Origin of the sequence: Pseudomonas sp. Irchel 3F6, from assembly GCF_900187595.1 — a bacterium.
GTDB lineage: Bacteria > Pseudomonadota > Gammaproteobacteria > Pseudomonadales > Pseudomonadaceae > Aquipseudomonas > Aquipseudomonas siliginis.
This window is the reverse complement of sequence record NZ_FYDP01000001.1, coordinates 414420-435560: the sequence shown is the minus strand read 5'-3', so window position 1 is coordinate 435560 and position 21141 is coordinate 414420. Positions and strand designations below refer to the sequence as shown.

At 60.3% G+C, this 21141-nt stretch carries 20 protein-coding genes; 14 read left to right on the top strand and 6 right to left on the bottom strand.

Annotated elements, in window-relative coordinates:
* The first annotated feature begins 131 nt into the window (after positions 1-131).
* Together CKW30_RS01970 and CKW30_RS01965 are read left to right on the top strand one after the other, a co-directional pair.
* Positions 132-1115 (top strand): AraC family transcriptional regulator, encoded by a 984-nt coding sequence (locus tag CKW30_RS01970; RefSeq protein ID WP_095179672.1) that lies wholly within the window; start codon positions 132-134, stop codon positions 1113-1115.
* 165 nt (positions 1116-1280) lie between these two features.
* Positions 1281-2408 (top strand): mechanosensitive ion channel family protein, encoded by a 1128-nt coding sequence (locus CKW30_RS01965; protein WP_041480489.1) that lies wholly within the window; start codon positions 1281-1283, stop codon positions 2406-2408.
* A 36-nt stretch (positions 2409-2444) separates the two neighbouring features.
* Here the strand turns inward: CKW30_RS01965 and CKW30_RS01960 are convergent, their stop codons facing one another.
* The gene (locus tag CKW30_RS01960) at positions 2445-4364 is read right to left on the bottom strand and encodes a tyrosine-protein phosphatase (protein WP_095179671.1); all 1920 of its coding nucleotides are present in this window, start codon (positions 4362-4364) and stop codon (positions 2445-2447) included.
* Positions 4365-4700: 336 nt separating this feature from the next.
* Here CKW30_RS01960 and CKW30_RS01950 point away from each other — a divergent pair, with 336 nt between their 5' ends.
* The 3 genes from CKW30_RS01950 to CKW30_RS01940 all read left to right on the top strand — a co-directional run bounded on the left by CKW30_RS01950 (position 4701) and on the right by CKW30_RS01940 (position 7665).
* Positions 4701-6239 (top strand): class I SAM-dependent methyltransferase, encoded by a 1539-nt coding sequence (locus CKW30_RS01950; protein WP_095179669.1) that lies wholly within the window; start codon positions 4701-4703, stop codon positions 6237-6239.
* A gap of 280 nt (positions 6240-6519) precedes the next feature.
* Positions 6520-7401, top strand: a complete 882-nt coding sequence (locus CKW30_RS01945) for a manganese catalase family protein (protein WP_071171961.1) — start codon at positions 6520-6522, stop codon at positions 7399-7401.
* A 51-nt stretch (positions 7402-7452) separates the two neighbouring features.
* Positions 7453-7665 (top strand): hypothetical protein, encoded by a 213-nt coding sequence (locus CKW30_RS01940; protein WP_095179668.1) that lies wholly within the window; start codon positions 7453-7455, stop codon positions 7663-7665.
* A gap of 73 nt (positions 7666-7738) precedes the next feature.
* On the opposite strand, the gene CKW30_RS01935 is transcribed toward CKW30_RS01940, so the two are convergent.
* Positions 7739-8170 (bottom strand): DNA methylase, encoded by a 432-nt coding sequence (locus tag CKW30_RS01935; RefSeq protein ID WP_095179667.1) that lies wholly within the window; start codon positions 8168-8170, stop codon positions 7739-7741.
* Between the two features lie 160 nt (positions 8171-8330).
* Between CKW30_RS01935 and CKW30_RS01930 the strand changes: the two genes are divergently transcribed.
* Positions 8331-9902, top strand: coding sequence for a sensor domain-containing diguanylate cyclase (locus tag CKW30_RS01930; protein WP_095179666.1), 1572 nt, complete (start codon positions 8331-8333; stop codon positions 9900-9902).
* 10 nt (positions 9903-9912) lie between these two features.
* Here CKW30_RS01930 and CKW30_RS01925 read toward each other — a convergent pair whose 3' ends face one another.
* Complete coding sequence (locus CKW30_RS01925; RefSeq protein WP_095179665.1) at positions 9913-11007, bottom strand: GNAT family N-acetyltransferase/peptidase C39 family protein; 1095 nt, start codon at positions 11005-11007, stop codon at positions 9913-9915.
* A 94-nt stretch (positions 11008-11101) separates the two neighbouring features.
* On the opposite strand from CKW30_RS01925, the gene CKW30_RS01920 reads away from it, so the two are divergent.
* Both CKW30_RS01920 and CKW30_RS01915 read left to right on the top strand, forming a co-directional pair.
* Entirely contained in the window at positions 11102-12682 is a 1581-nt protein-coding gene (locus CKW30_RS01920; RefSeq protein WP_095179664.1) for a RimK family protein, read from the top strand.
* Positions 12683-12685: 3 nt separating this feature from the next.
* On the top strand, positions 12686-13597 hold the full coding sequence (locus CKW30_RS01915) for a magnesium transporter CorA family protein (RefSeq protein ID WP_095179663.1): 912 nt from the start codon (positions 12686-12688) through the stop codon (positions 13595-13597).
* A gap of 42 nt (positions 13598-13639) precedes the next feature.
* Here CKW30_RS01915 and CKW30_RS01910 read toward each other — a convergent pair whose 3' ends face one another.
* Positions 13640-13906: a hypothetical protein gene (locus CKW30_RS01910; RefSeq protein WP_038861562.1), complete on the bottom strand. Its 267-nt coding sequence runs from the start codon at positions 13904-13906 to the stop codon at positions 13640-13642.
* A gap of 133 nt (positions 13907-14039) precedes the next feature.
* Here CKW30_RS01910 and CKW30_RS01905 point away from each other — a divergent pair, with 133 nt between their 5' ends.
* The 3 genes from CKW30_RS01905 (at position 14040) to CKW30_RS01895 (ending at position 15937) form a co-directional block, all read left to right on the top strand.
* Positions 14040-14483: a TspO/MBR family protein gene (locus CKW30_RS01905; RefSeq protein ID WP_095179662.1), complete on the top strand. Its 444-nt coding sequence runs from the start codon at positions 14040-14042 to the stop codon at positions 14481-14483.
* Positions 14480-15463, top strand: coding sequence for an alpha/beta hydrolase fold domain-containing protein (locus CKW30_RS01900; protein ID WP_095179661.1), 984 nt, complete (start codon positions 14480-14482; stop codon positions 15461-15463). Before CKW30_RS01905 ends, CKW30_RS01900 begins: the two co-directional genes overlap by 4 nt.
* A 222-nt stretch (positions 15464-15685) precedes the next feature.
* Positions 15686-15937, top strand: a complete 252-nt coding sequence (locus CKW30_RS01895) for a DUF2790 domain-containing protein (RefSeq protein ID WP_039758903.1) — start codon at positions 15686-15688, stop codon at positions 15935-15937.
* Positions 15938-16006: 69 nt separating this feature from the next.
* Here CKW30_RS01895 and CKW30_RS01890 read toward each other — a convergent pair whose 3' ends face one another.
* On the bottom strand, positions 16007-16933 hold the full coding sequence (locus CKW30_RS01890; RefSeq protein ID WP_095179660.1) for a LysR family transcriptional regulator: 927 nt from the start codon (positions 16931-16933) through the stop codon (positions 16007-16009).
* Between the two features lie 211 nt (positions 16934-17144).
* On the opposite strand from CKW30_RS01890, the gene CKW30_RS01885 reads away from it, so the two are divergent.
* From CKW30_RS01885 to CKW30_RS01875, 3 genes are read left to right on the top strand one after another with little or no spacing between them, the layout of a single operon-like run.
* Positions 17145-18581 carry an NAD-dependent succinate-semialdehyde dehydrogenase gene (locus tag CKW30_RS01885; RefSeq protein WP_095179659.1) on the top strand — a complete coding sequence of 479 codons (1437 nt, stop codon included), beginning with the start codon at positions 17145-17147 and terminating at the stop codon, positions 18579-18581.
* Positions 18582-18591: 10 nt separating this feature from the next.
* Positions 18592-18924 (top strand): carboxymuconolactone decarboxylase family protein, encoded by a 333-nt coding sequence (locus CKW30_RS01880; protein WP_095179658.1) that lies wholly within the window; start codon positions 18592-18594, stop codon positions 18922-18924.
* A gap of 1 nt (position 18925) precedes the next feature.
* Positions 18926-19927, top strand: a complete 1002-nt coding sequence (locus CKW30_RS01875) for an NAD(P)H-quinone oxidoreductase (protein ID WP_095179657.1) — start codon at positions 18926-18928, stop codon at positions 19925-19927.
* A gap of 66 nt (positions 19928-19993) precedes the next feature.
* On the opposite strand, the gene CKW30_RS01870 is transcribed toward CKW30_RS01875, so the two are convergent.
* On the bottom strand, positions 19994-21004 hold the full coding sequence (locus CKW30_RS01870; protein ID WP_095179656.1) for an NAD(P)-dependent alcohol dehydrogenase: 1011 nt from the start codon (positions 21002-21004) through the stop codon (positions 19994-19996).
* Positions 21005-21141 lie beyond the last annotated feature (137 nt).

The following is a 21141-nucleotide window of genomic DNA, read 5'->3' as shown; positions in this document are numbered from 1 at the left end:
AATTGGCGATTCATCAGAAGTGACCGCTGAAGTCGAAAGCAAACGATGCTCCAAAGCCTTGTCACCAGACAGTCACGCCAATTCACTAATCTTCCCATCCCTCCCGTCGCCCCAAGAGCCCGCATTCCAAAATGCCGCCCATCGCAACTGCATCCTCAACCCGGCAAAAAATTATCCTGCGCTCCGACAACCTCACCTCTTCCGACTTCGGCGCCCCGTTCTCCAGGCTCTTCGGCAACCGCTACGCCGATACTCCGCCGCCACCTTCCAGCATCATCATCGGCGGTGTCTACGGGCGGCACGACGGGGTAAGTTTTCGGCGTATGCATTACCACGGCGATTTCAGCGTCACCCTCCCCGATCCGCAGAACGAAATCACTTTCGTCATCCCCACCGCCGGCAAGATCGTCTTCAACCACGCCACCGAGTCCATCGGCATGGCGCATGTCGGTCTGGCGATCGACAAGGCGGATATCCGTTCGATGCGTTTTGTTGACGATCACGCGCATCACGGCATTTCGATCAATCGTCTGCAGCTCACCGAGCGGTTGTCGGCGCTGCTGGAGAAACCGGTCGTGCAGAAGATCGTGTTTGAGCCAAGCGTGGATCTGAATGCCCCGGCATTTCAGGGCCTCAAGGCGTTGATCGATCTGGCCACGGGCACTGAGTTCGATGCCTTGATCAACAGCGGCACGCTGATGCCGTCACGGTTGCGCGAGATGTTGATCGATGCGGTGCTGGAGGCGTGGCCGCACAATTTCACCGAGGCATTACGGCGGCCGGCGCCGTGTGTGGCGCCGCGACATGTGAAGGTGGCGATGGAGTTTATTCAGGCGCATCCGCAGCAGTTGGTCAGTGGCGTGGATCTGGCGCGGTTGAGCCATGTCAGCCAGCGCGCCTTGCAGGAAGGTTTTCGGCGTTTTGTCGGGATGTCGATCGTCGCGTATCAGCGGCAGGTGCGTTTGCAGCGCGCCTATGAGGCGTTGGTGCGCGGGCATGCAGGCTCTGTGACGGAGGTGGCGTTGAGCTTTGGCTTCAGTAATGTCGGGCGCTTTTGTCAGTATTTTCAAAGCGCTTACGGCGTAAGCCCAGCGGAGCTGAAGGCCAGGCGTTGACCATTCGGTCCGGCGAAACCTGCATTTGATTGAACAGCAGGAATCTCAGGGCGACTAACCCAGACAGGTCGTTTGACGGCACCGCCGATTCAAGCGGCGTTTACCTGGCTGCGACCGACGGTGCGTTTCTGCGCGCGTCGGTGCAGGCTTCGCAAGGGGGTTTCAATGACTGAGGATTTCATCGGCTTTTTTACGACGCACACACTTCTGGGAATTTCACTGGCGAACTGGGTCTTGGCGTTGCTCGCCGCAACGCTCAGTTATCTGCTGACCACCACGGCGATCCGCTTCGTTTTCCGCAAGGTGCAGGCGCGGGCCACTGCCGGCAATGGGCATCTGACGTACATGGCCAGCGAAGTGCTGGCGGCGACCAGCACCACGTTGCTGCTGTTGGCATCGATTCTGGTCGGTATCGGTTTGCTGGACTTGCCGGAGCGCTGGCTCGGGCGGGTCAGCAGTTTATGGTTCGTGGTGGCGGCGTTGCAGGTCGGCCTGTGGACCAACCGCGCGCTGGCGCTGGGGCTGCATCGCTATTTTTCGCGGCATAACGCGACCGGCTCTTTTCAGGCGAGCGCCCTGGCGACCCTGAGCCTGTGGGGCGTCAAGGTGTTGCTGTGGGCGGTGATTCTGCTGGCGATGCTGTCGAATCTGGGCGTGAACATCACTGCGTTCGTCGCCAGCCTGGGTGTCGGCGGTATCGCGGTGGCGCTGGCGGTGCAGAACATTCTCGGCGACGTGTTCGCCTCGCTGTCGATTGCCGTCGACAAGCCGTTTGAGGTGGGTGATTTCATCGTTGTCGGCACGCTGGCCGGTACGGTCGAGCACGTCGGCCTGAAGACCACGCGCATCCGCAGTCTTGGCGGTGAGCAGATTGTCATGGCCAACGCCGACATGATCGGCAGCACCATTCAGAACTACAAGCGCTTGCAGGAACGTCGAGTGGTGTTCGAGTTTCGTCTGACTTACGAGTGCACCAGCGAACAGATCCGCCAGATCACTCAACGCGTTGAAAGCATCATCAAGAACGAAAAACAGGCGCGCTTCGACCGCTGCCATTTCCGCAGTTTTGGTGAAAGCGCGCTGGAATTCGAGACGGTGTATATCGTTCTGGACGCCAGCTACAACGTCTACATGGACGTGCAGCAGCGCATCAATCTGGCAATCATGGAAGCGGTGGCCGAGCTGGACGCGACGTTCGCCTTCCCGGCGCGCACCGTGCATGTCGCCTCCCTGCCCGAACCCACCGCGCCACCGGCACGCACACAGCAACCTTCGCGTGCGCAGCATGCTTGAGCGCAAGAGCCCGGCAATTTGCCGGGCTCGCTGTGTTCAAAAGGCGTAACTGGCCTTTAGACCGCCATTGAAACCATGGCTGTCACCGCCACCGTTGGCGCCGACCTCAGCGCCTACACTCAGGGCGCCGAGGTTGGCCATCAGATTAACGCCGCCGCTGAACTGGTCGCGATTGTCGAACGCCGCGCGCTGCTCGATATCCAGCCCCAGCAGGTGGCCTTCGCTGTCGACTTGCTGATCGCCGAGCGCACGTTCATAGCCCACGCGAACGCCCGGGACCAACTGCCACGCACCCATTGCCACCGGCGCGAATGACACGTCGAGATTAGCCACCGCGCTGCGGCGGGTTTGCTTGATGCCGTCGACGTCGAGCGCCAGTTCACTGCCCTTCTCTTTGAAACCTTGCAAGTCGAGATGACTGACGCGAAAGCCCAGGTTCGGTTCGACAATCACGCTGCTCAGCGGCAGGCGATAACCCAACGCCACGGTCGCGCCAGTGAGATTGCCGTGAGTGTCGCCCTTGGCAGTGCCGAGACCACCGCCGAGCTCGCGTTTGCTGTCGTAGTCGACGTAACCGGCGCTGGCATTGGCATCGACAAACATGCCGCGCTCAAGGCTGGTGAGGCCGTAACGCGCACCGAGGTTGAGGAAGGTGAAGTCCGTATCGGCCTCGCCACCCGCGCCGCCCACGCTGCCCTTGCTGTAGCCAAAGCCGCCGCGTGCGCTGAGTTGTTCGCTGAAGCGCTGGGTGATGCCGAGCATCAGGCCCTGGCTGTGTTCGTTGCTGCTGTCGGCGTGGGCCGAGCCGTCCGTGCCGAGGTAGCCGGCAAGCGCGGTGGTCCAGAGGCGGTATTGGCCGATCTTCAGATCGCTGCCGCTGGCGAACGGTGCGGCGGCTTGTTCGATCATCGCGTTCTGCCGCAGCAGGTAGCTGGCCGCATCAGCGTGGACCTGACCGCCGACTTGCGATTCGACACCGCCCAGACTGCCGGCGTCGATCGCCGATTGCAGGTAGTAGTTGTAGGCGCTGTAGGTGCCGGACAGCTCGGAGTTCTGCAGCTGGCGCAGCAACTCGGCACCAGCGGCGGCATTGCCGATCAGCCCGGCCTGACCCGGCAAGCTGTTGTACTCGACCAGTTTGCCGCGCAGTACGTAAATGGTTTCCTGGGACAGACCGAGGCCCTGCTTGAGGTAGTTGTCCATGCTGCCGTACTCGGCGGCGACCTGGTCGAGACCGGCCTGCAAATAACTGGCCTGCACGCCGAGCAGCGGCTCGTAGACAGCGGCCATGCTCGGCGGCAAGGCTTTCAAGGTCGCGGCAACTCGGGCGGCGGTGTAGTCGTTAGTCGCCAGGTAGTTGGCCATGATCGTCGCCTCATCAACGCCAGCGATGCTCTGCAACACGGCGGCGGTCCAGCCGGTGCGGTCCTTGCCGGCGGTGCAGTGAAACAACTGCGCGGCGTCGACACTGGCCAGCTCATTGAACAACTGGCCGAACTGCCCGCGCATGCCGGCATCGCTGACGAAGGCGCGGTTGGTTTCCTCCATCATCGCCACGGCCTCGGCGGCGCTGTGGAACGAGATATTGGTGATGTCCGCACCCGAGGTGGTGCTGCCAATGATGTCGATATTGCGGTAGGCCGCGCCCGTGATCATCGTGTCGGGCGTGGCGGCAATTTCGCTCGGCGTGCGCAAGTCGTAAATGGCTTTGATGCCAAGCCCATTGAGTGTCGCCAGATCCGCCGTCGACGGCGTCAGTGCGTTGGAACGGTAGAACACGCCGCTGCGCATAACGCCGTCGTGGGCGGTGGAGTACGCGGTGGTGATGCCGGCGATGTCGCGAAAGTTGTCGATACCGCTCAAGCGCGGCGTGTCGAGGCTGACAGGCTCGGCCGCGTGGGCAGCGGCGATGGACAGGCTCAGAACGGACAGCGAACACAGAAGACGTTGGAACACAGTGCAGCCTCATGAAATCAGCGTTGGGCTGGTCACTATGGGCAGACGAGTGGGAGGGAATATGACAGTTTCGGCTGGCTACAAAATGCCTGCGCGAATGGGCCGTGGAGTGCGTGATCGGTATCAATCCTGCTTGGATGTGTTGAAGATCCCTGTGGCAGCGAGCCTGCTCATGAAAGCGGCGTGTCAGCCGATTATATTCAAACTGAAAAAAAGCTTTCGCGAGCAGGCTCGCTCCCACAGGGTTTGGGGAAGTATCCGTTTTTTCAATTTGTCGCGCGCAGCGACAACCCCTTATAAGACTGCCATCACTTTCAAGAACAAGAGGCTGTACCCATGAGCAACGCCTGGAACGAAGGTTATTTCACCGACGAAGGCTACACCTACAGCTATAGCCGGGAGATCAATCCGGTGTTCCTGCGTTACTGCCTGTTGTTGCGCGGGTTCGCCACGCTGGAAAGCAACGAAGGCGTGCACTGCGAACTGGGCTTCGGTCAGGGCGTGTCGATCAACATCCACGCCACCGCCAACCCGGGTTCGTTTGTCGGCACGGACTTTCACCCGGGTATGGCGGCCCATGCCATCGAACTCGCGACTGCCGCCAACAATGGCGCCCGCCTGTATGACGACAGCTTCGAGCAGTTGCTGGCGCGCAATGATCTGCCGCAGTTCGACAGCATCAGCCTGCATGGCATCTGGACCTGGGTCAGTCGCGACAATCAGAAATTGATCGTCGAATTCGCCCGCCGTCACCTGAAACCGGGCGGCATGCTCTACGTCAGCTACAACTGCTTCCCCGGCTGGTCGCCGTCAGCGCCGCTGCGCAATCTGTTCAGCCTGCACGATCGTTTCGCCAATGCCTCGTCGCGCTCCGATCAGCGCATCGACGCCGCACTGCAATTTTCCGAAGCACTGCTCGCGGCCAACCCGAAATACGCCGCGGCGGCGCCGAGTCTCGGCGCGCGGCTGCAGAGCATCAAGGGTCAGGATCGTCACTACGTCGCCCACGAGTATTTCAACCGTGACTGGAATTGCATGTACTTCGCCGACATGGTCGACGCGCTGGCCCCGGCCAAGCTCGACTACGCCACCACGGCAGTGCCGCTGGATTCGGTCGCCCCGCTCAACCTGAGCGCTGAAGGCATGGACTTTCTGGAAACCATCGAACATCCGATCATGCGCGAGCAAGCGCGGGACTACTTCGTCAACCAGCACTTCCGCCGCGACCTGTACGTGCGTGGCGCGACGCGCCTGTCCGCTGCCGAACGCCGCGCGAGGATGCTGCACAGCCGTTTCGTGCTGCTGCAACCCTGGGAAACCGTGGCGGGCTCGGTCAGTGGTCCCGCCGGCGAAGCGACGCTGCAACCGGAGATTTACGGCCCGGTGCTCGATGCACTGGCGGCACAGAACTATGCGGCCAAATCGATGCGCCAATTGCTGTCCGAGGCTGCGCTGGCTTACGACGACCTCGAACAAGCCCTGGCCGTGCTGATCGGTATGGGCGCTGTCGCTCCGTGCCAGAGCGAGGCCGCCGAGTCGCAGGTCAGCGGTCGCTGCGCCGCGCTCAATCTGCAACTGTGCAAACGCTCGCTGTACGGCGCCAACATCCAGACCCTGGCCAGCCCGGTCACTGGCGGTGGCGTGACGGTCAGCCGCTTCCAGCAGTTGTTCCTGATTTCGATCAAGCAAGGCAAACAGCAGCCAGCCGAGTGGGCGCAACTGGCGTGGAGTGTGATCAGCGAACAAGGTGAAGTGCTGGTAGAGAACGGCCAGCCGCTGCTCACTGCCGAAGCCAACATTGCGGCCCTGACCGCACAGGCGCAGGTATTCGCCGAGCAGACGCTGGTGGTGCTGAGGGCGTTGAAGATCGCTTGATTGCCAACGAACCATTGTGGGAGCGAGCCTGCTCGCGAAAGCGCTGGATCAGCCGCCAAATCGGTGACTGACGTACCGCATTCGCGAGCAGGCTCGCTCCCACATTGGTCGTGGAACAGGGTCAAGCCAACCGTCCTGTTTCCGGAACTTTCCGCCCTCTGCCGTCCGTCCAGCCGGCCTGCAATAAACGAAATTTCCGCTCCACCCACTCCTCACAACTATGCATGCGCTAACGCCCATCAGGGCAAAAGCGCGATAGCCTGGTCTGAGGAAAATTTGAATGTTCATACATAACAAGCGACTTCAGTACACCGTTCGCGTGGCCGAGCCCAACCCTGGTCTGGCCAATCTGTTGTTGGAACAATTCGGGGGCGCCAATGGCGAACTGGCCGCAGCAGCGCGCTATTTCACCCAAGCCTTGGCCGAGGAAGATCCGGGGCGCAAAGACCTTCTGCTGGACATTGCCACCGAAGAATTGAGCCATCTGGAGGTGGTCGGCTCGATCATCGTCATGCTCAACAGAGGTGCCAAGGGTCAACTCGCCGAGGGCGTTCAAGAGGAAGGCGAGCTGTACCGCGCGCTGAATGGCGCCGGTAATGACTCGCACATCACCAGCCTGCTTTACGGCGCAGGCGCGCCTCTGGTCAATTCCGCTGGCGTACCGTGGACAGCGGCGTATGTGGATTCGATCACCGAGCCTACTGCCGACTTTCGTTCGAACATCGCAGCCGAAGCGCGGGCGAAAATCCTCTACGAACGATTGATCAACATCACCGATGATCCGGGCGTCAAAGAGGCGCTTGGCTTCTTGATGACGCGGGAAATCGCCCATCAACAGTCCTTCGAAAAAGCCCTGCATTCGATCCAGCCGAACTTTCCGCAGGGCAAGCTGCCGGGGATGCCGGAGTTCACCAACAAGTACTTCAATATGTCTGGCGAGCCCAACGTGCGCGGTCCGTGGAACGAGGGCGGCGCGTGGGAGTACGTGGAAAACCCAGAGCCGGCAGTCGACGGCGGCGATGGTCTGGCGACCGTCACCCTTCCGGCTGAAGACGAACAGGTGCTGGAAGCGATGAAGACTCGTACAGCCTCTGACCCACTCAGCGAGCCGGTGACCGGTGCTGATCTGGGCTCCGGTTATGTACAAGGCAAAGATGTCTAAACCCGTCCGGCGGCCCCGGACCGGGGTCGCCACTTGCTCAAGGAAAACCACATGAAAAGCAGCAAAGTCCTGGCACTGACCTCTGAACATTTTCAACGTTTGATGGAGCACGCATACGCCGGTTTTGAGCTGGACTGCAAACAGGCCTGTCGAGGATTGAAAGTCAGCATGGCGGTGAATGTATTCGGCTTGGGCACCCTTCTCCCGAATAATTTTGCCGATCAAGCCACAGTCCAGCAATCGGAGGTGGCAGCCATCCATTGACCGCGAACTGGCGGGAAGACTTGCTGCTCTGTGAGCCGAGTGTTGCCACCGTCTTCAATGCAGAACCGGGCGTTCAGAAAAGTACCGACGCAGCTTCCCTCATGAAGATCTCGACGGTCTTCGGCCCTATCCCCTCGAACTCGGACAGGCGCTTCTCCAGCGCCTTACGGTCCGCGCTCGCGGCCACGATGTTACTGACCTTACCGGCGTACTCGCTGTTGAGCTTGTAGGCCAGCGCGAGTAGTCGCGACGCCGTGCTTTCGTCGTAGCGCACGTAACGCGCCTGCCCCAGCATCGACACCAGTTGACGGTGCGTACACTGCGCGAGCTTTTGCGGGGTGTCTTGGTGATGCTGCTCTACTATGACTTGATACGCCTTGGCGGCAATGGCGCCCTGAATCCTTTTGCCCATCAGAAAACTCGCCAGCAGCCATTTGAACAGGCCGGTTTCGTTGGCATTGCGCAGGTCGATGTTCAATTCACCGGCCGTGATGATTTCGCTCACAAGTCTCACCTCAAGGCGCGTTTCAATTACAGATGTTGACCCGGCACGGCTTTGAACGATCCAATCGCGACCGCCTGGCCAAGGCAGTAAATTGAATTCCAGATGGAAAAGGATGGTCATCTTTCAAGAGATGAGAGATGACAAGCATAAGGACCCTCAAATGCTCGGTCGTAAGATGCCCAAAACCAAGGGGCATGACGCCGCAGAAACCGCTCCCATCAAAGCTGCCAGCGAGATAGCCGCTTTCCGCCTGACAGTCATCTTCATGCTGACGGTCATTCTGGCGTTTCTCGGCGTGGAGGGATGGCGAACCTGGCGTGACTATCATGCAGCCTTCTCGTCGGCGCGTGATTCGGTCACCAACCTCGCGCGGGCAACCGCGCAACACGCCGAAGACGCCATCCGCCAGGTCGATGTGTTGACCGCCGCCCTGGGCGAGCGCGTCGAAGGCGACGGTCTGCAGAACATCGACGTACCGCGCATCCACAACTTGCTGGTGCAGCAGGCCAAATTGATGCCGCAGTTGCATGGACTGTTTATCTACGGCCCGGACGGCAAATGGATCGTCACCGACAAGGAAATGATCCCGGACCCGGCGAACAATGCCGATCGCGACTACTTCCAGTATCACCGCGCCAACACCGATCGAAACGTGCGTATCGGTGATGTCGTCAAAAGCAAATCCACGGACGACCTGATCATTCCGATTTCCCGCCGCTTGAATAACCCGGACGGCTCCTTCGCCGGCGTGCTGCTGGGGACGATCAAGGTCAGTTATTTCGTCGACTATTACGGCGATTTCAAGATCGACGACAAGGGTGCACTGGTGCTGGCGTTGCGCAATGGAACCATTCTCGTGCGTCGTCCTTTCATCGCTTCGGTAATCGGTCAGAGCCTCGCCGACAGCGAGGTGTTCAAGAACTACCTGCCGTTTTCCAATCAAGGGATCGCCGAGGTCCGAGCCGTCGTCGACGGCACCCAGCGTCTGTACGGTTACAGAGCTTTGAGCACCTATCCGTTGGTAGTCGAAACCGGACTGTCCCGCGAATCGATCATTGCGCCGTGGCGCTGGGACCTGATCAAAACCGGCTTTGTGTTGATGTCGGTGATCACCGCGTTCACGGTCTTCGGACTGATCGTCTTGAGGCAACTGCGCCAACGGATGGTGATGGAAAAGGATTTGCGCAAGGCACACCAGGCCATGAAGGACATGGCCTTGACCGACAGCCTGACCGGGCTGGCCAACCGTCGGCGACTGGACACTGCCTTGATTGACGAAATTCGTCTGGCCAGACGCCAGGGTTCGTCGATCTCACTGATCATGATCGATGTCGATCACTTCAAGCTCTACAACGACAGCTACGGGCACGCGGCAGGTGATGATTGCCTGAGCGCAGTCGGGCAGGCGATTGCGCAGGCGGTAAAGCGACCGGGTGATCTGGCTGTGCGCTATGGCGGCGAGGAGTTTTCCGTGTTGCTGCCCAACACCGATATTCGCGGGGCGGCGCTTGTGGCTGAGGAAATTCTTGAGGCCATTCGATCCTTGCGGATGGAGCACAGAGCCCATCCGCTGGGTCACGTCACCGCCAGTGCAGGTATTGCGGTTGGCAAACCGGCCGAACATGAAGTGACCCCCGCCACTCTTATCGAGTCGGCTGACAAAATGCTTTATGCCGCGAAGCAGAAAGGCAGGGATCGCTACTGTATCGGCGAGGAAGTGCTCGGCGCCTAGCCACCCCTCTTCAACGGGAGCGCAGCATCACGGCTGCGCGAACCCGCTGTACACCAAACACCGTCATGCGCAGAAATTCCTGGTGACTGACCGGCAAGTGCTGGCAGTCCAGGCCGCGCTTGAGTTTGCTGTGGTCGACATCAGGATCATGCAAGTAGACGAAGTCCTCGTCACACCCGGTGATGATGACCCAATGCGGCGCTTTCAAGCGGGTGAATCGGTAGCTGCTGATCAGCACCAGCGGTTTGTATCCGGCCGCCAACGCAGCGCCGATCTGCAGATAATCACCCAGAACCTGCTCGACTTGCGTGGCAGCCAGTTCCTGGGCAAACCCGTCCTCGACCAGTTTCATGATCGACTTCTTCTCCGTGCTGCGTACGCCGTGAAGAAAAAGCGAGCCCGGGTGACTGACCTCAAGGCGCACATCGAAGCCGCGCCGCCAGGCCGCCAGTGCGAGGCCCTGAGGACTGCAGCCACCGTGCCCCGCCGTCATGAAAATGGTGGTCGCCTCGCGCCATAGCTGGATTTCCTCCGCTCGGGTCATGGCACGGGTCGGATCGATGGCAGACATCGCCATCAGCAGGCACGCGGCGCCGCAGGTGAACTCGGTGGTCTGCTGGTAATACGGCACTTGCCGGGCGGGGGCAGGTGTTTCGCGCAGGATGCGTTTCTCGTAGCGCAACGCCTCGCAGTGGTCCTCGTAGTAGTCCTCGACACTGGCAAAGCGTTGATAGCCGTTGGCTTCGTAGAGGCGGATGGCAGCGCTGTTGTCAGCGCGCACCTCCAGACGCAGCCATGCGCAGTTGCGCGCCAATGCGCAGGCCTGGGCCTTTTCCAGCAGACGCTGGCCAAGCTCATGCCCGCGCCAGGCGGGGCTGACCGCAATCGAATACAGGCGTCCAAGTGAGGTGCCACGGTGAAAAAGCACCAGCGCGTAACCGCAAAGTGTTGCGCCCGAGGTGACGACAATCAGCGCGGCATTCGCTCGACTGAGCATCCAGCTGAAGTTGCGCTGATTCAACCGGTCGAGGGTAAAACACATCCGCTCCAATTCGACCAGATCGTCGATATCGTCCATGGATGCAAAGCGAAAATCAAAAGACATGACCGCACCGTAAAGTTTGAGTAACGAACCGGGACAGACCGAAAGGCCCGTGATTTATTGAAGCGGCGTCTTCTTCAACAGGGATTCATTACTCATGTCAGCGGTGCAAGCCAACGTGAACGAAGTATTAGACAAAACCGAGCATTCGACAATCTCCCTCAGCGAGGAACCTCCCAGTATCAAGCCCTCGGGAAGTCGATTGCTCATACTGGTCGAACGCAAGGATGACTGGGCCGATTACCTGCCCAGCGAGAGCCTGATGCTCGCTCAGGATTACCTTGAACACAGCGACGATTTTCCTCATCGCACCCAAGTCATCAACCTCTGCCGCAATTACAAATACCTCGGTCAGGGCTATTACTGCTCATTGCTGGCCGAGGCGCGCGGACATAAGGTTTTTCCCTCGGTGCGCACCGTCAGCGAGCTGGCGCGCAAAGCGCTTTACGGGGTCGGGCTGAATGATCTGCAACGCACCCTGGAGCGGGCGCTGGCCAACCACCCGTACGGCGAAACCGAGGCTTTCACGCTGTCGTTGTACTTCGGCAAGGCCTCGATCGAGCCGCTGCAAGAGATCGGCCGTCAGCTGTTCGAGGCGTTCCCCTGCCCTATCCTGCTGGTGGAATTCCGCCGTGGTGAGACCTGGCAGATCGCAGGCATCAAAGCCGGTGCACTGCACAAACTTCGCGACGAACAGCAGCATGTCTTCGCTGACGCACTGGATGCCTTCAATCGCAGAACGTGGCGTCAGCCGGCCTCCAAACGTGTGGCCCGCTACGACCTGGCCATCCTCCATGATCCTGACGAAGCCCTGCCGCCTTCTAATCCCGAGGCATTGCAGCGTTTCATCGCTGCGGGCGAACAGCTGGGTATCGATGTCGAGCTGATCGAGAAAAAGGACTACGCACGTCTCGCCGAATTCGATGCGCTGTTCATCCGCGAAACAACGCGAGTGGATGATCACACCTATCGGTTCGCCAAGAAGGCCGAAAGCGAAGGCCTTGTGGTGATTGACGATCCGTCGTCGATCCTGCGCTGCACCAACAAGGTTTATCTGGCCGATTTGCTGAAGCGTCGCGGGCTGGGCATGCCGGCAACGGAAATACTTTACAAAGACCGACCGCAGGAGCTCGAAAACGCAGGGCGTCGCCTCGGTTTTCCCTTGGTATTGAAAATCCCCGATGGCTGTTTTTCACGGGGTGTGATCAAGGTCGCCGATGCACAAGCGCTGGCCACTGCCGCGCAGGAGTTATTCGAACACTCGGTGCTGTTGCTGGCGCAGGAGTATTGCTACACCGAGTACGATTGGCGCGTCGGCGTGCTCAATGGCGAAGCGCTGTATGCCTGCCGATACTTCATGTCCAAGGGGCATTGGCAGATTTACAACCACAAGGCGCTGCCCGGCGAGATCAACGGAATGTGCGAGGCGGTGCCCGTCGAGCAAGCGCCGCCCGCAGTCGTGCAGCTCGCCGTACAGACTGCCCGGCTGATTGGCGACGGCCTCTACGGCGTCGACCTCAAGCAGGCGGGCGATCGGGTGCTGGTGATCGAAGTCAACGACAACCCCAACCTCGATGCCGGCATCGAAGACGCGGTGCTGGGCGACGAATTGTACCGGCGCGTATTGCAGGCTTTTACCCAAAGGCTCGAGCTCAAACACCGTGGCCAAGCGTGGTGAGCAATGATTGAAGGCTATTGCATTGATTGCGGCGCCCTGCACAGGACATCTGGAGAACAGGCGACTGTCTGGCTGTGTGTCGCCCCGGACGCAGCCGAGCAACTGGATTTGCACAGACGCCTGGGCATCGGCGCACAAGCGATAGAGTCGTCCCTGGACCCTGATGAAGTGGCCCGCATCGAGGTCAAGCCTGATCACCTGTTTATGATCTGGAAGCGCCCGGAAAGCTTCGACGGGCGCGCATTCAACGTTTCGTCCTTCGGAGTGGTGCTGAGCGAAAAACGCTTGGTGGTCATTTGCGCGAGCAACTCATTGCTCTCCGGCCTTGAGCACGATGCGCAAATGACCGGGCCGCTGGACGTGCTGATGGCGTTACTCGCTGAAAGCGTTCATCACTATCTCGGGCATTTGCGCGTGGTCAAACAGATCGCTCGGGAGATTCAGCAGCAGTTCACCCGGGCGATGGACAATCAGCAATTGGCGCAGATGTACAACCTGAGCGAAAGCCTCGTGTACTACGTCAACGCGATTCAAAGTAACGGAGCGGTGCTGACGCTGCTGCGCAACCACGGTCAGCGTCAGGGCTTCAGCGACGGTCAGCTGGCTGCGCTGAACGATCTGATCGTGGAAAACGAACAAAGCTTCCAGCAGGCCAGAATTCACGCCAAGGTGTTCGCCAACCTCATCGAATCCCACGGCAATCTTGCCAACAACAGCATGAACCGGGCCCTGCGCAAGCTGACGCTGATCAACGTCGTATTCCTTCCCTTGAACCTGATCGCCAGCATCGGTGGCATGTCGGAGTTCAGCATGATGACTTCCGGCGTTCCGTGGTGGATGTCCTTTCCCGTGCTGATCGCCTGCATGGGCCTCGTGGGCGCGGGGATGGTGCTGGTATTGCGGCGCATGGCCTGAATCCAGAGCACATTCTGCTAACGCCTGCGCCGCATCCGAAGGTCAATTGGTCCGGCTGACCACCCGGATATGCGTAATCCCTACCCGCTCGGCCTGCTCGAGAATCTGCTCTGGCGTCGAATCCGCCGTGGGCATGACCAGGCTGTTTTCGGCGTCGCCCAGATGCAGTTCCAGCAGATGCATCGCCGCGTCGTGCTCGGCCAGTTGCGCTTCCTTGAGTTCGAGCAGATAAGTACGAGGTTCGCCGTTGAATCGGTATTCGATGTGATAGGTGTACATGATGTCGTCCGCGTCGGTGGGAAAAGGCACTGTTTATCCTGACGCGAAGGTCAGCTTTTAGTTCAACCTGACTGCCATTTTGCGTTTGCAAACAAACTTTTTGCGCAGCGAAGCGTCCTCTTCTTAACTCTCCATAACAGCTGATCACAGCTAAGGACTGGCAATGACCTTTTTCATCTTCCTTTTGGCCTGCGCAGCGGCGGCAACCACTGGCGTGATGTTCAAACCTGGTCCGTGGTACGAATCGCTGACCAAACCCTCTTTCACCCCGCCGAACTGGGCCTTTCCCGTAGCGTGGACGATCATCTACCTGCTGCTGGCCTGGGCCGGTTATCGCTTGAGCTTGATCCCCGGCAGCCAAACGGTGCTGGCCTTGTGGGCTGCGCAAATCGCCCTGAACACGCTGTGGACGCCGGTGTTCTTCGGCGCGCATCAGGTGCTCGCGGCGATGGTGATTCTGGCAGTCCTGTGGGTGGTGGTCGCCGTGATGGTGGTACTCGCACTGCAACTGGACGTGGTCACCGGGCTGATTCTGTTCCCGTACCTGGCGTGGCTGTGCGTTGCGGCGGCGCTGAACTGCTCGATCCTGATGAAGAATCGCCTTTGAGCGACTTCCCATGGCCGCACGGCGAGCGCGAGCTGGCGCAGGTTCGCGCGTTCAACAAAAAGCTCGCCTGGCTGCCGCGTTTCAAGATTCGCAATCGCCTCACCCCACGGCTGATTCAGGCGTTGCTGCGGGCGGGTCAGCTCGGCGGCGGCGGCAAGCTACGCCAGCATGGGCTGACCGCCGAATGCAAGATCATCGACACGGCGCCCGTACGCATCATTCGCCCCAAGAGCAAAGCCAAAGGCGTGGTGCTGGATTTCCATGGTGGCGGCTGGGTGATCGGCAATGCGCAGATGAACGACAACTTCAACATCGCCATCGTCAACACCTGCGACGTGGCGGTAGTGTCGGTTGATTATCGGCTGGCCGTGTCGACGCCAATCGAGGGCTTGCTGGACGACTGTCTACGGGCCACTCGCGGCATCTTGAACGATGCTGAATTTGCCGGATTGCCCGTAGTCGTCGTCGGTGAATCGGCCGGTGGGCATCTGGCGGCGGCCACCCTGCTCGCGCTCAAACCTTCGCCGCAACTGCTGCAACGGATCTGCGGCGCGCTGCTGTATTACGGCGTCTACGACCTGACCGGCACACCCAGCGTGCGCACCGCACCCGCCGATACTCTGGTGCTCGATGGCCCCGGCATGGTCGACGCGTTGCGCCTGCTCACGCCGGACATCAGCGACGAACAACGACGCCAGCCACCGCTGTCGCCGCTGTACGGCAATTTCAGCGGACTGCCACCAGCGCTGCTGTTTGCCGGCGACCTCGATCCGCTGCTGGATGACACGCGGCTGATCGCTGAACGCTGGCAACACGCGGCGCCGGTGGAGATGTACGTGCTGCCGGAATGTCCGCATGGCTTCATCCACTTCCCCACGGCCACTGCTGACCATGTGCTGGCTTACAGCCGGAAGTGGATTTCGGCACGAGTGACGAGCCACTCAGCGAAATCCGCTGAAATCGGCCCCGCGCTTTCGTAGCTGCCGATTGCATGGCGAGCCGTAAAAAACCGAGATAAGCAAAAAGGCGCCCTCACCGGCGCCTTTTTTGTTTGCGCTGAACCCCGCGCGCCCGTTCACCACATGCCGATTGTGGCTCAAACCGTAAACAGTCTTTACCCGATCCGCGCCTGTTTCCCCCGCCAGCCGCCGCATAGAGTTTGTTCCAGCAGCACACTCAACTTCAGCAAAGGAACATCTTCCATGAAAGTCTCAATGCTCGTCCTCGCACTCTTCGGCTTCAGCTCGGTGGTCATGGCTCAGGACTCGACTACCACGCCACCCGTCGAGCAATACACCTACGCCAGTCACCTCGACGTCGCCAAAATCATCTCGGAAGATCCCGTGCCGGATGTCTGCGCTGTAGTGCCGGTGCACATGACTTATCAGGATTCCCAAGGCAAACAGCACATCCTGCAATACGAGGTCATGGGCAGCGGCTGCAGCAACGGTTGATCGGGCCAATACCTCGCACACCCATTGCGTCTCAGAGTTGGCTCGCTGAGACGCAAATGCTTCACCGCTTCAATCGATAAGCGCCTGAGCAGTGCTCGCCAACTGCGCGCCGACCCGGGTTTTCAAGGTATCGATGAATCGCGTGATCTTCGCATCGACAAACTGGCGAGACGTGTAGACCGCGTAAACATTGCGCTCGTAGGTGTGGTAATCGGGCAGCACCCGCACCAGCCTGCCGGCACGCAAATCGTCGATCGCCGTGAAGCCTGCCAACAGACCAATTCCCGCCCCTTCGCGAATGGCAACGGCCATTGCGTCCATATCGTTCACGCTGAAACTCGGCCCGCTCGGAATGAACGTCGCATCGCCCGCCTTGCTTTTGAGCTGCCATTCATCGCGCACGTAATCCACGGTACCGAGCAGCAGGCATTGATGATCGCAAAGCTGCTCCGGCGTTTCGGGTGCGCCATGCCGCGCCAGGTATTCCGGGGAGGCCACCAGTACACAGTGACTGACGCCGATCTTCTGGCTGACACACGCCGAATCCGGCAGCGTTCGCGCGATCAGAATGGACACGTCCAACTGATCCTCAAGCAGATTGGGCATGCGTTGGGAGAGCATCAAATCGACGGTCACTTCGGGAAACGCCTGGCGATATTCCAGCACCGCGCCGGTCACCAGTTGCCGCGCCAGTCCGGGCACGCAGTGCACGCGTAACGTCCCTCGTGGTTGCAAGGCGGCATTGCTCGCCTCGGCTTCGGCGCTTTCCAGGTCAGCGAGAATCTTCACGCAGCGTTCATAAAACCGCCGGCCCGCGTCGGTCACCGAGAGACGCCGGGTCGAGCGTTGCAACAGGCGGGTGTCGAGCACGTTTTCCAACGCCGAGACCGCACGCGATACGTTACCGACGGTGGAGTCGAGATGGTTGGCCACGGCAGTGAAACTGCCCATCTCGACTACCTTGATGTACACCGACATGTTTGAAAGTTTGTCCATCCTGATCGTCCTGTAGAACTGCCACTCACTGCGGATAAGGACGGATGCTACACGCTCGCCCCTGCGCTCGATATTACCTTCTGGGACAACAATGATTCCCTCGTGGCCGGCTAAATCAAACGGCACGCCTTCCATAGACTGGATTCCACGGGACGCCTGAACCACTGCGTACAAGGCGCCGAATGAATCCTTAACCATGAAGGCGACATCCATGAACACTCTTTACGATCCGCTCTATCTCTTCATCGGTGGTCAATGGCTCACCGCCCAAGACCGCGCTACCGCTGCCGTGGTCAACCCGGCAACCGGCGAAGAAATCGGTCAGGTGCCACTCGCCACCGCAGACGATCTGGATCACGCCCTCGAAGTCGCTCGACTGAGCTTCGACCAATGGCGCCAGACCGTGCCGGACCAGCGCGCAAAAATCCTCAAGCGCGCCGCCGACCTGATCCTCGAACGCGCCCCGCACATCGCTGCGCAGATGACACTGGAAGAAGGCAAGCCACTGCGCGAAAGCCTCGATGAAGTGACCCGTGCGGCGGAATATTTCGAGTGGTTCGCCGAAAGCGCACGACGCATCGACGGCCGTGTCGTCCCGGCCAATCGTCCGGGTGTACTGCAACTGGTCAAACGCCAAGCCATCGGCCCCGTCGCAGCGTTCACACCGTGGAATTTCCCGGCCATCACCCCGGCGCGCAAGCTCTCGGCAGCGCTGGCTGCCGGTTGCAGTGTGGTGCTCAAGCCCGGCGAGGAAAGCCCTTCCACCGCGCTGGCCCTGGCCCGGGCGCTGGACGATGCCGGTTTGCCCAAAGGCGTGCTGCAAGTGGTGTTCGGTGTGCCGGATCAAGTATCCAGCCATCTGATTGCCTCACCGGTCATTCGCAAAGTGACGTTCACCGGTTCGGTGCCAATCGGTCGGCTGTTGTCGGCCCGCGCTGCCGAAGGAGTGAAGCCGATCACTCTGGAACTGGGCGGCCACGGCCCGGTGCTGGTGTTTGCCGACGCCGACATCGAAAAGGCAGCTGTGGAAGGCGTCGCCAATCGCTTTCGCGGCACCGGCCAAGTGTGCATTTCCTCGACTCGTTTTCTCATCCAGCGTGAGGCCTACGCCGAGTTTGTCGAGCACTTCGTCGCGGCCACCCAGGCGTTGAAAATCGGCGATGGCATGGATCCGCAAACCCAGGTCGGCCCTCTGGCCAACCCACGGCAACTGGCGAAGATGGAGCACCTGATCGCCGACGCCGTGGAGAAAGGTGCACGGGTGCTGGCCGGCGGTGAAGCGTTGCCGGGCGCAGGCTTCTTCTTTCAGCCCACCGTATTGGCCGATGTGCCGATGAGTGCGCGAATCATGCACGAAGAACCCTTTGGCCCCATCGCGATACTGATGCCTTTCGATGAGTTGAGCGATGGCCTGCAAGAAGCCAACCGCCTGCCCTACGGCCTCTCGGCCTACGCGTTCACTTCCAATGCGCGCACCGCGATCGACGTCGCCGATGGCCTGGAAGCCGGAATGATCGGCATCAACCAGTACCGCATCGTCGCCACCGAACTGCCCTTCGGCGGCATGAAGGAAAGCGGCCACGGTTCCGAAGGCGGCATCGAAGGCATCGAGCACTACCTCACTAACAAATTCATCAGCCAGGTTTAAGGGGATTTCCATGTCGACTATCGATTTCAGCAGCCCACGCGAAGCCGCCCGCGCCTTCACCCCGAAACTGGCGCAATTCGTGGACTCAACGCTGTACCCGCAAATCTGGAGTGACCCCGCATTGGCACCCCGCGAGCGCAGCCTGATCACTGTCGCTGCGCTGATTGCCGGCGGCCACTGCGAAGAATTACCCGCGCATCTGCGCCGTGCCGTCGGCAATGGCGTGAGCCATGAAGAGTTGGCGGCGGCGATCACGCACCTGGCGTTTTACGTCGGTTTTCCGGGCGCCATCACCGCCTCGGCCATCGCCAATGCCACGCTTGCCGACACGGAGCAACGCTGAGATGAAAGCCATCAACCTGAAAGCATTCGGTTCGGCAGAAGTGCTGCAACTCGGTGAAGCGCCCAACCCTGAAGTGCGCGCGACCGACCTGCTGGTGCGTGTCTATGCGGCCGGCGTGAACCGTGCCGACCTGACTCACCGAACCGGCGGCTACGGCCATGCGAACTTCGGCGACTCGTTGATCATCGGTCTGGAGATTGCCGGGGAAGTGCTCGAGACCGGCAGCGAGGTCAGCGGATTCGCCGTCGGCGACCGGGTAATGGGCGTGGTCGGTGGCGGCGCCTACGCCGAACTGGCGCGCATCGACTACCGCATGGCCATGCCGATTCCGGCGCAGCTCGACTATGTGCACGCCGCGGCGATTCCCGAAGTGTTTGTCACCGCCCACGAAGCGATGCTGCACCTGGCCCGACTCAAGTCAGGCGACTCAGTGCTGATCCATGCCGCCGCCGGTGGCGTCGGTTCCGCTGCCGTGCAACTGGCCTACGCCACAGGCGCCACGGTGTACGCGACCACCGAAGGCAGCAAGCTGTCGCGCGTCGAACACCTGGGCGCCGACGTGGCCATCGACTACAAAAACGAGGATTTCGCCGCAGTCATCGCCGACAAAACCCAAGGTCGCGGGGTCGACGTGATCATTGATTTCATTGGCGCGCCCTACTTCGCCCGCAACATCGCCTCGCTGGCCCACGGTGCCCGCTTGGTGCAGGTCGGCATTCTTGGCGGCGGCGGCAAGGTCGACGTGGAGCTGGAGCACATCCTCTACCGGCACCTGCAAATCATCGGCACGGTGATGAAGTCACGCACCCAGCCGGAGAAGCACGCGATGATCCAGCGCTTTCGCGACCACTGGCTGAAACGCTTCGCCGGCGCTGCGAGTCTGGAACCGGTGGTGGACAGCACCTTCCCGCTGTCCCGCGCAGCCGATGCCCATCGGCGGATGGAGTCTTCGCAGAATGTCGGGAAGATTATTCTGACGATGCAGCCGGAGGATTTGCGCTAAGACAGACGTAAGAAAAGGCCAGTCAGTTGAGCTGACTGGCCTTGGTTTGTCTGACGTTTCCGCTGATCAGCCCACCTTGATCACAACCTTGCCAAACGCCCCTTTCGCCAGATGCTCATAGGCCTCACGCGCCTGTTCGAATGGATAGACATGGTCGATCACCGGGCGAATGTCGTGCTCGGCGAGGAACACGTTCATCCGGTCGAACGATGAACGCGGTGCCACCGCAATGCCGCGAATGGTGGTCTGGCGGAAGATCAGCGGCATCAGGTTCAGCTCGACGGTCTGCCCTGTCAGAAAGCCAATCTGCGCTATCCGCCCCGAGGCCTTGGTCGCTGCTACCGACTGATTGATGCCATTGCCTCCCGCCACATCGAGCAGCAGGTCCACACCCTTGCCCTCGGTGAGTTTCAGCACCTCGTCCGCCCAGTTCGGCGTGCTGCGGTAGTTGATACCGGCGACCGCGCCCAGACGTTTTACCGCGTGCAGGTTTTCATCGCTGCTTGAGGTAGCGATGACTTTGGCGCCCAGCGCGGTGGCGATCTGCACGGCGAAGATCGATACGCCGCCCGAGCCCTGTACCAACACGGTCTGCCCCGGTTGAATAGCGCCGAAATCCACCAGTGCGTACCACGCGGTGAGTGCGGCGATTGGCAGCGTCGCCGCCTCTTCATCGCTCATGTTGGCCGGCGTGCCGACGGCGCTGTCCTCGTGAATGATCATGTACTCGGCGAGGCCACCGGGCAGCGGCGAACCGAAGCAATAATCCGGCTCGTTCGGCCCCGGCTCGCCATCCAACCAGCGCGAGTACAGATGTGAATTGACGCGGTCGCCAACCTTGAAACGAGTAACACCGGCGCCGATTGCAACTACGGTACCGGCGGCATCGCTCACCGGAATCAGCGGTTTCGGCACCAGGTGCGGCTCGTAGATACCGTCAACGATGGCCTTGTCGCGAAAATTCAGCGAGACCGCGCCGACCTTGACCAGCAGCTCGCCAGCCTTGGGCTGCGGGGTTTGCGTCTCGCCCAGTTGCAGATTGTCGAGCCCGAAATCTTTCAGTAACCACGCTTTCATGATGTGTCTCCAAATGCATTATTGGCCGCAAACCCTCAGCGGGCTTGCCTTGGGGCCATGATTGGCTTTTACATCAGCGCAATAAATGCTTGGAAACAGACATGATTGTTCTATTCTCAGGCAACAAATCCAGATAC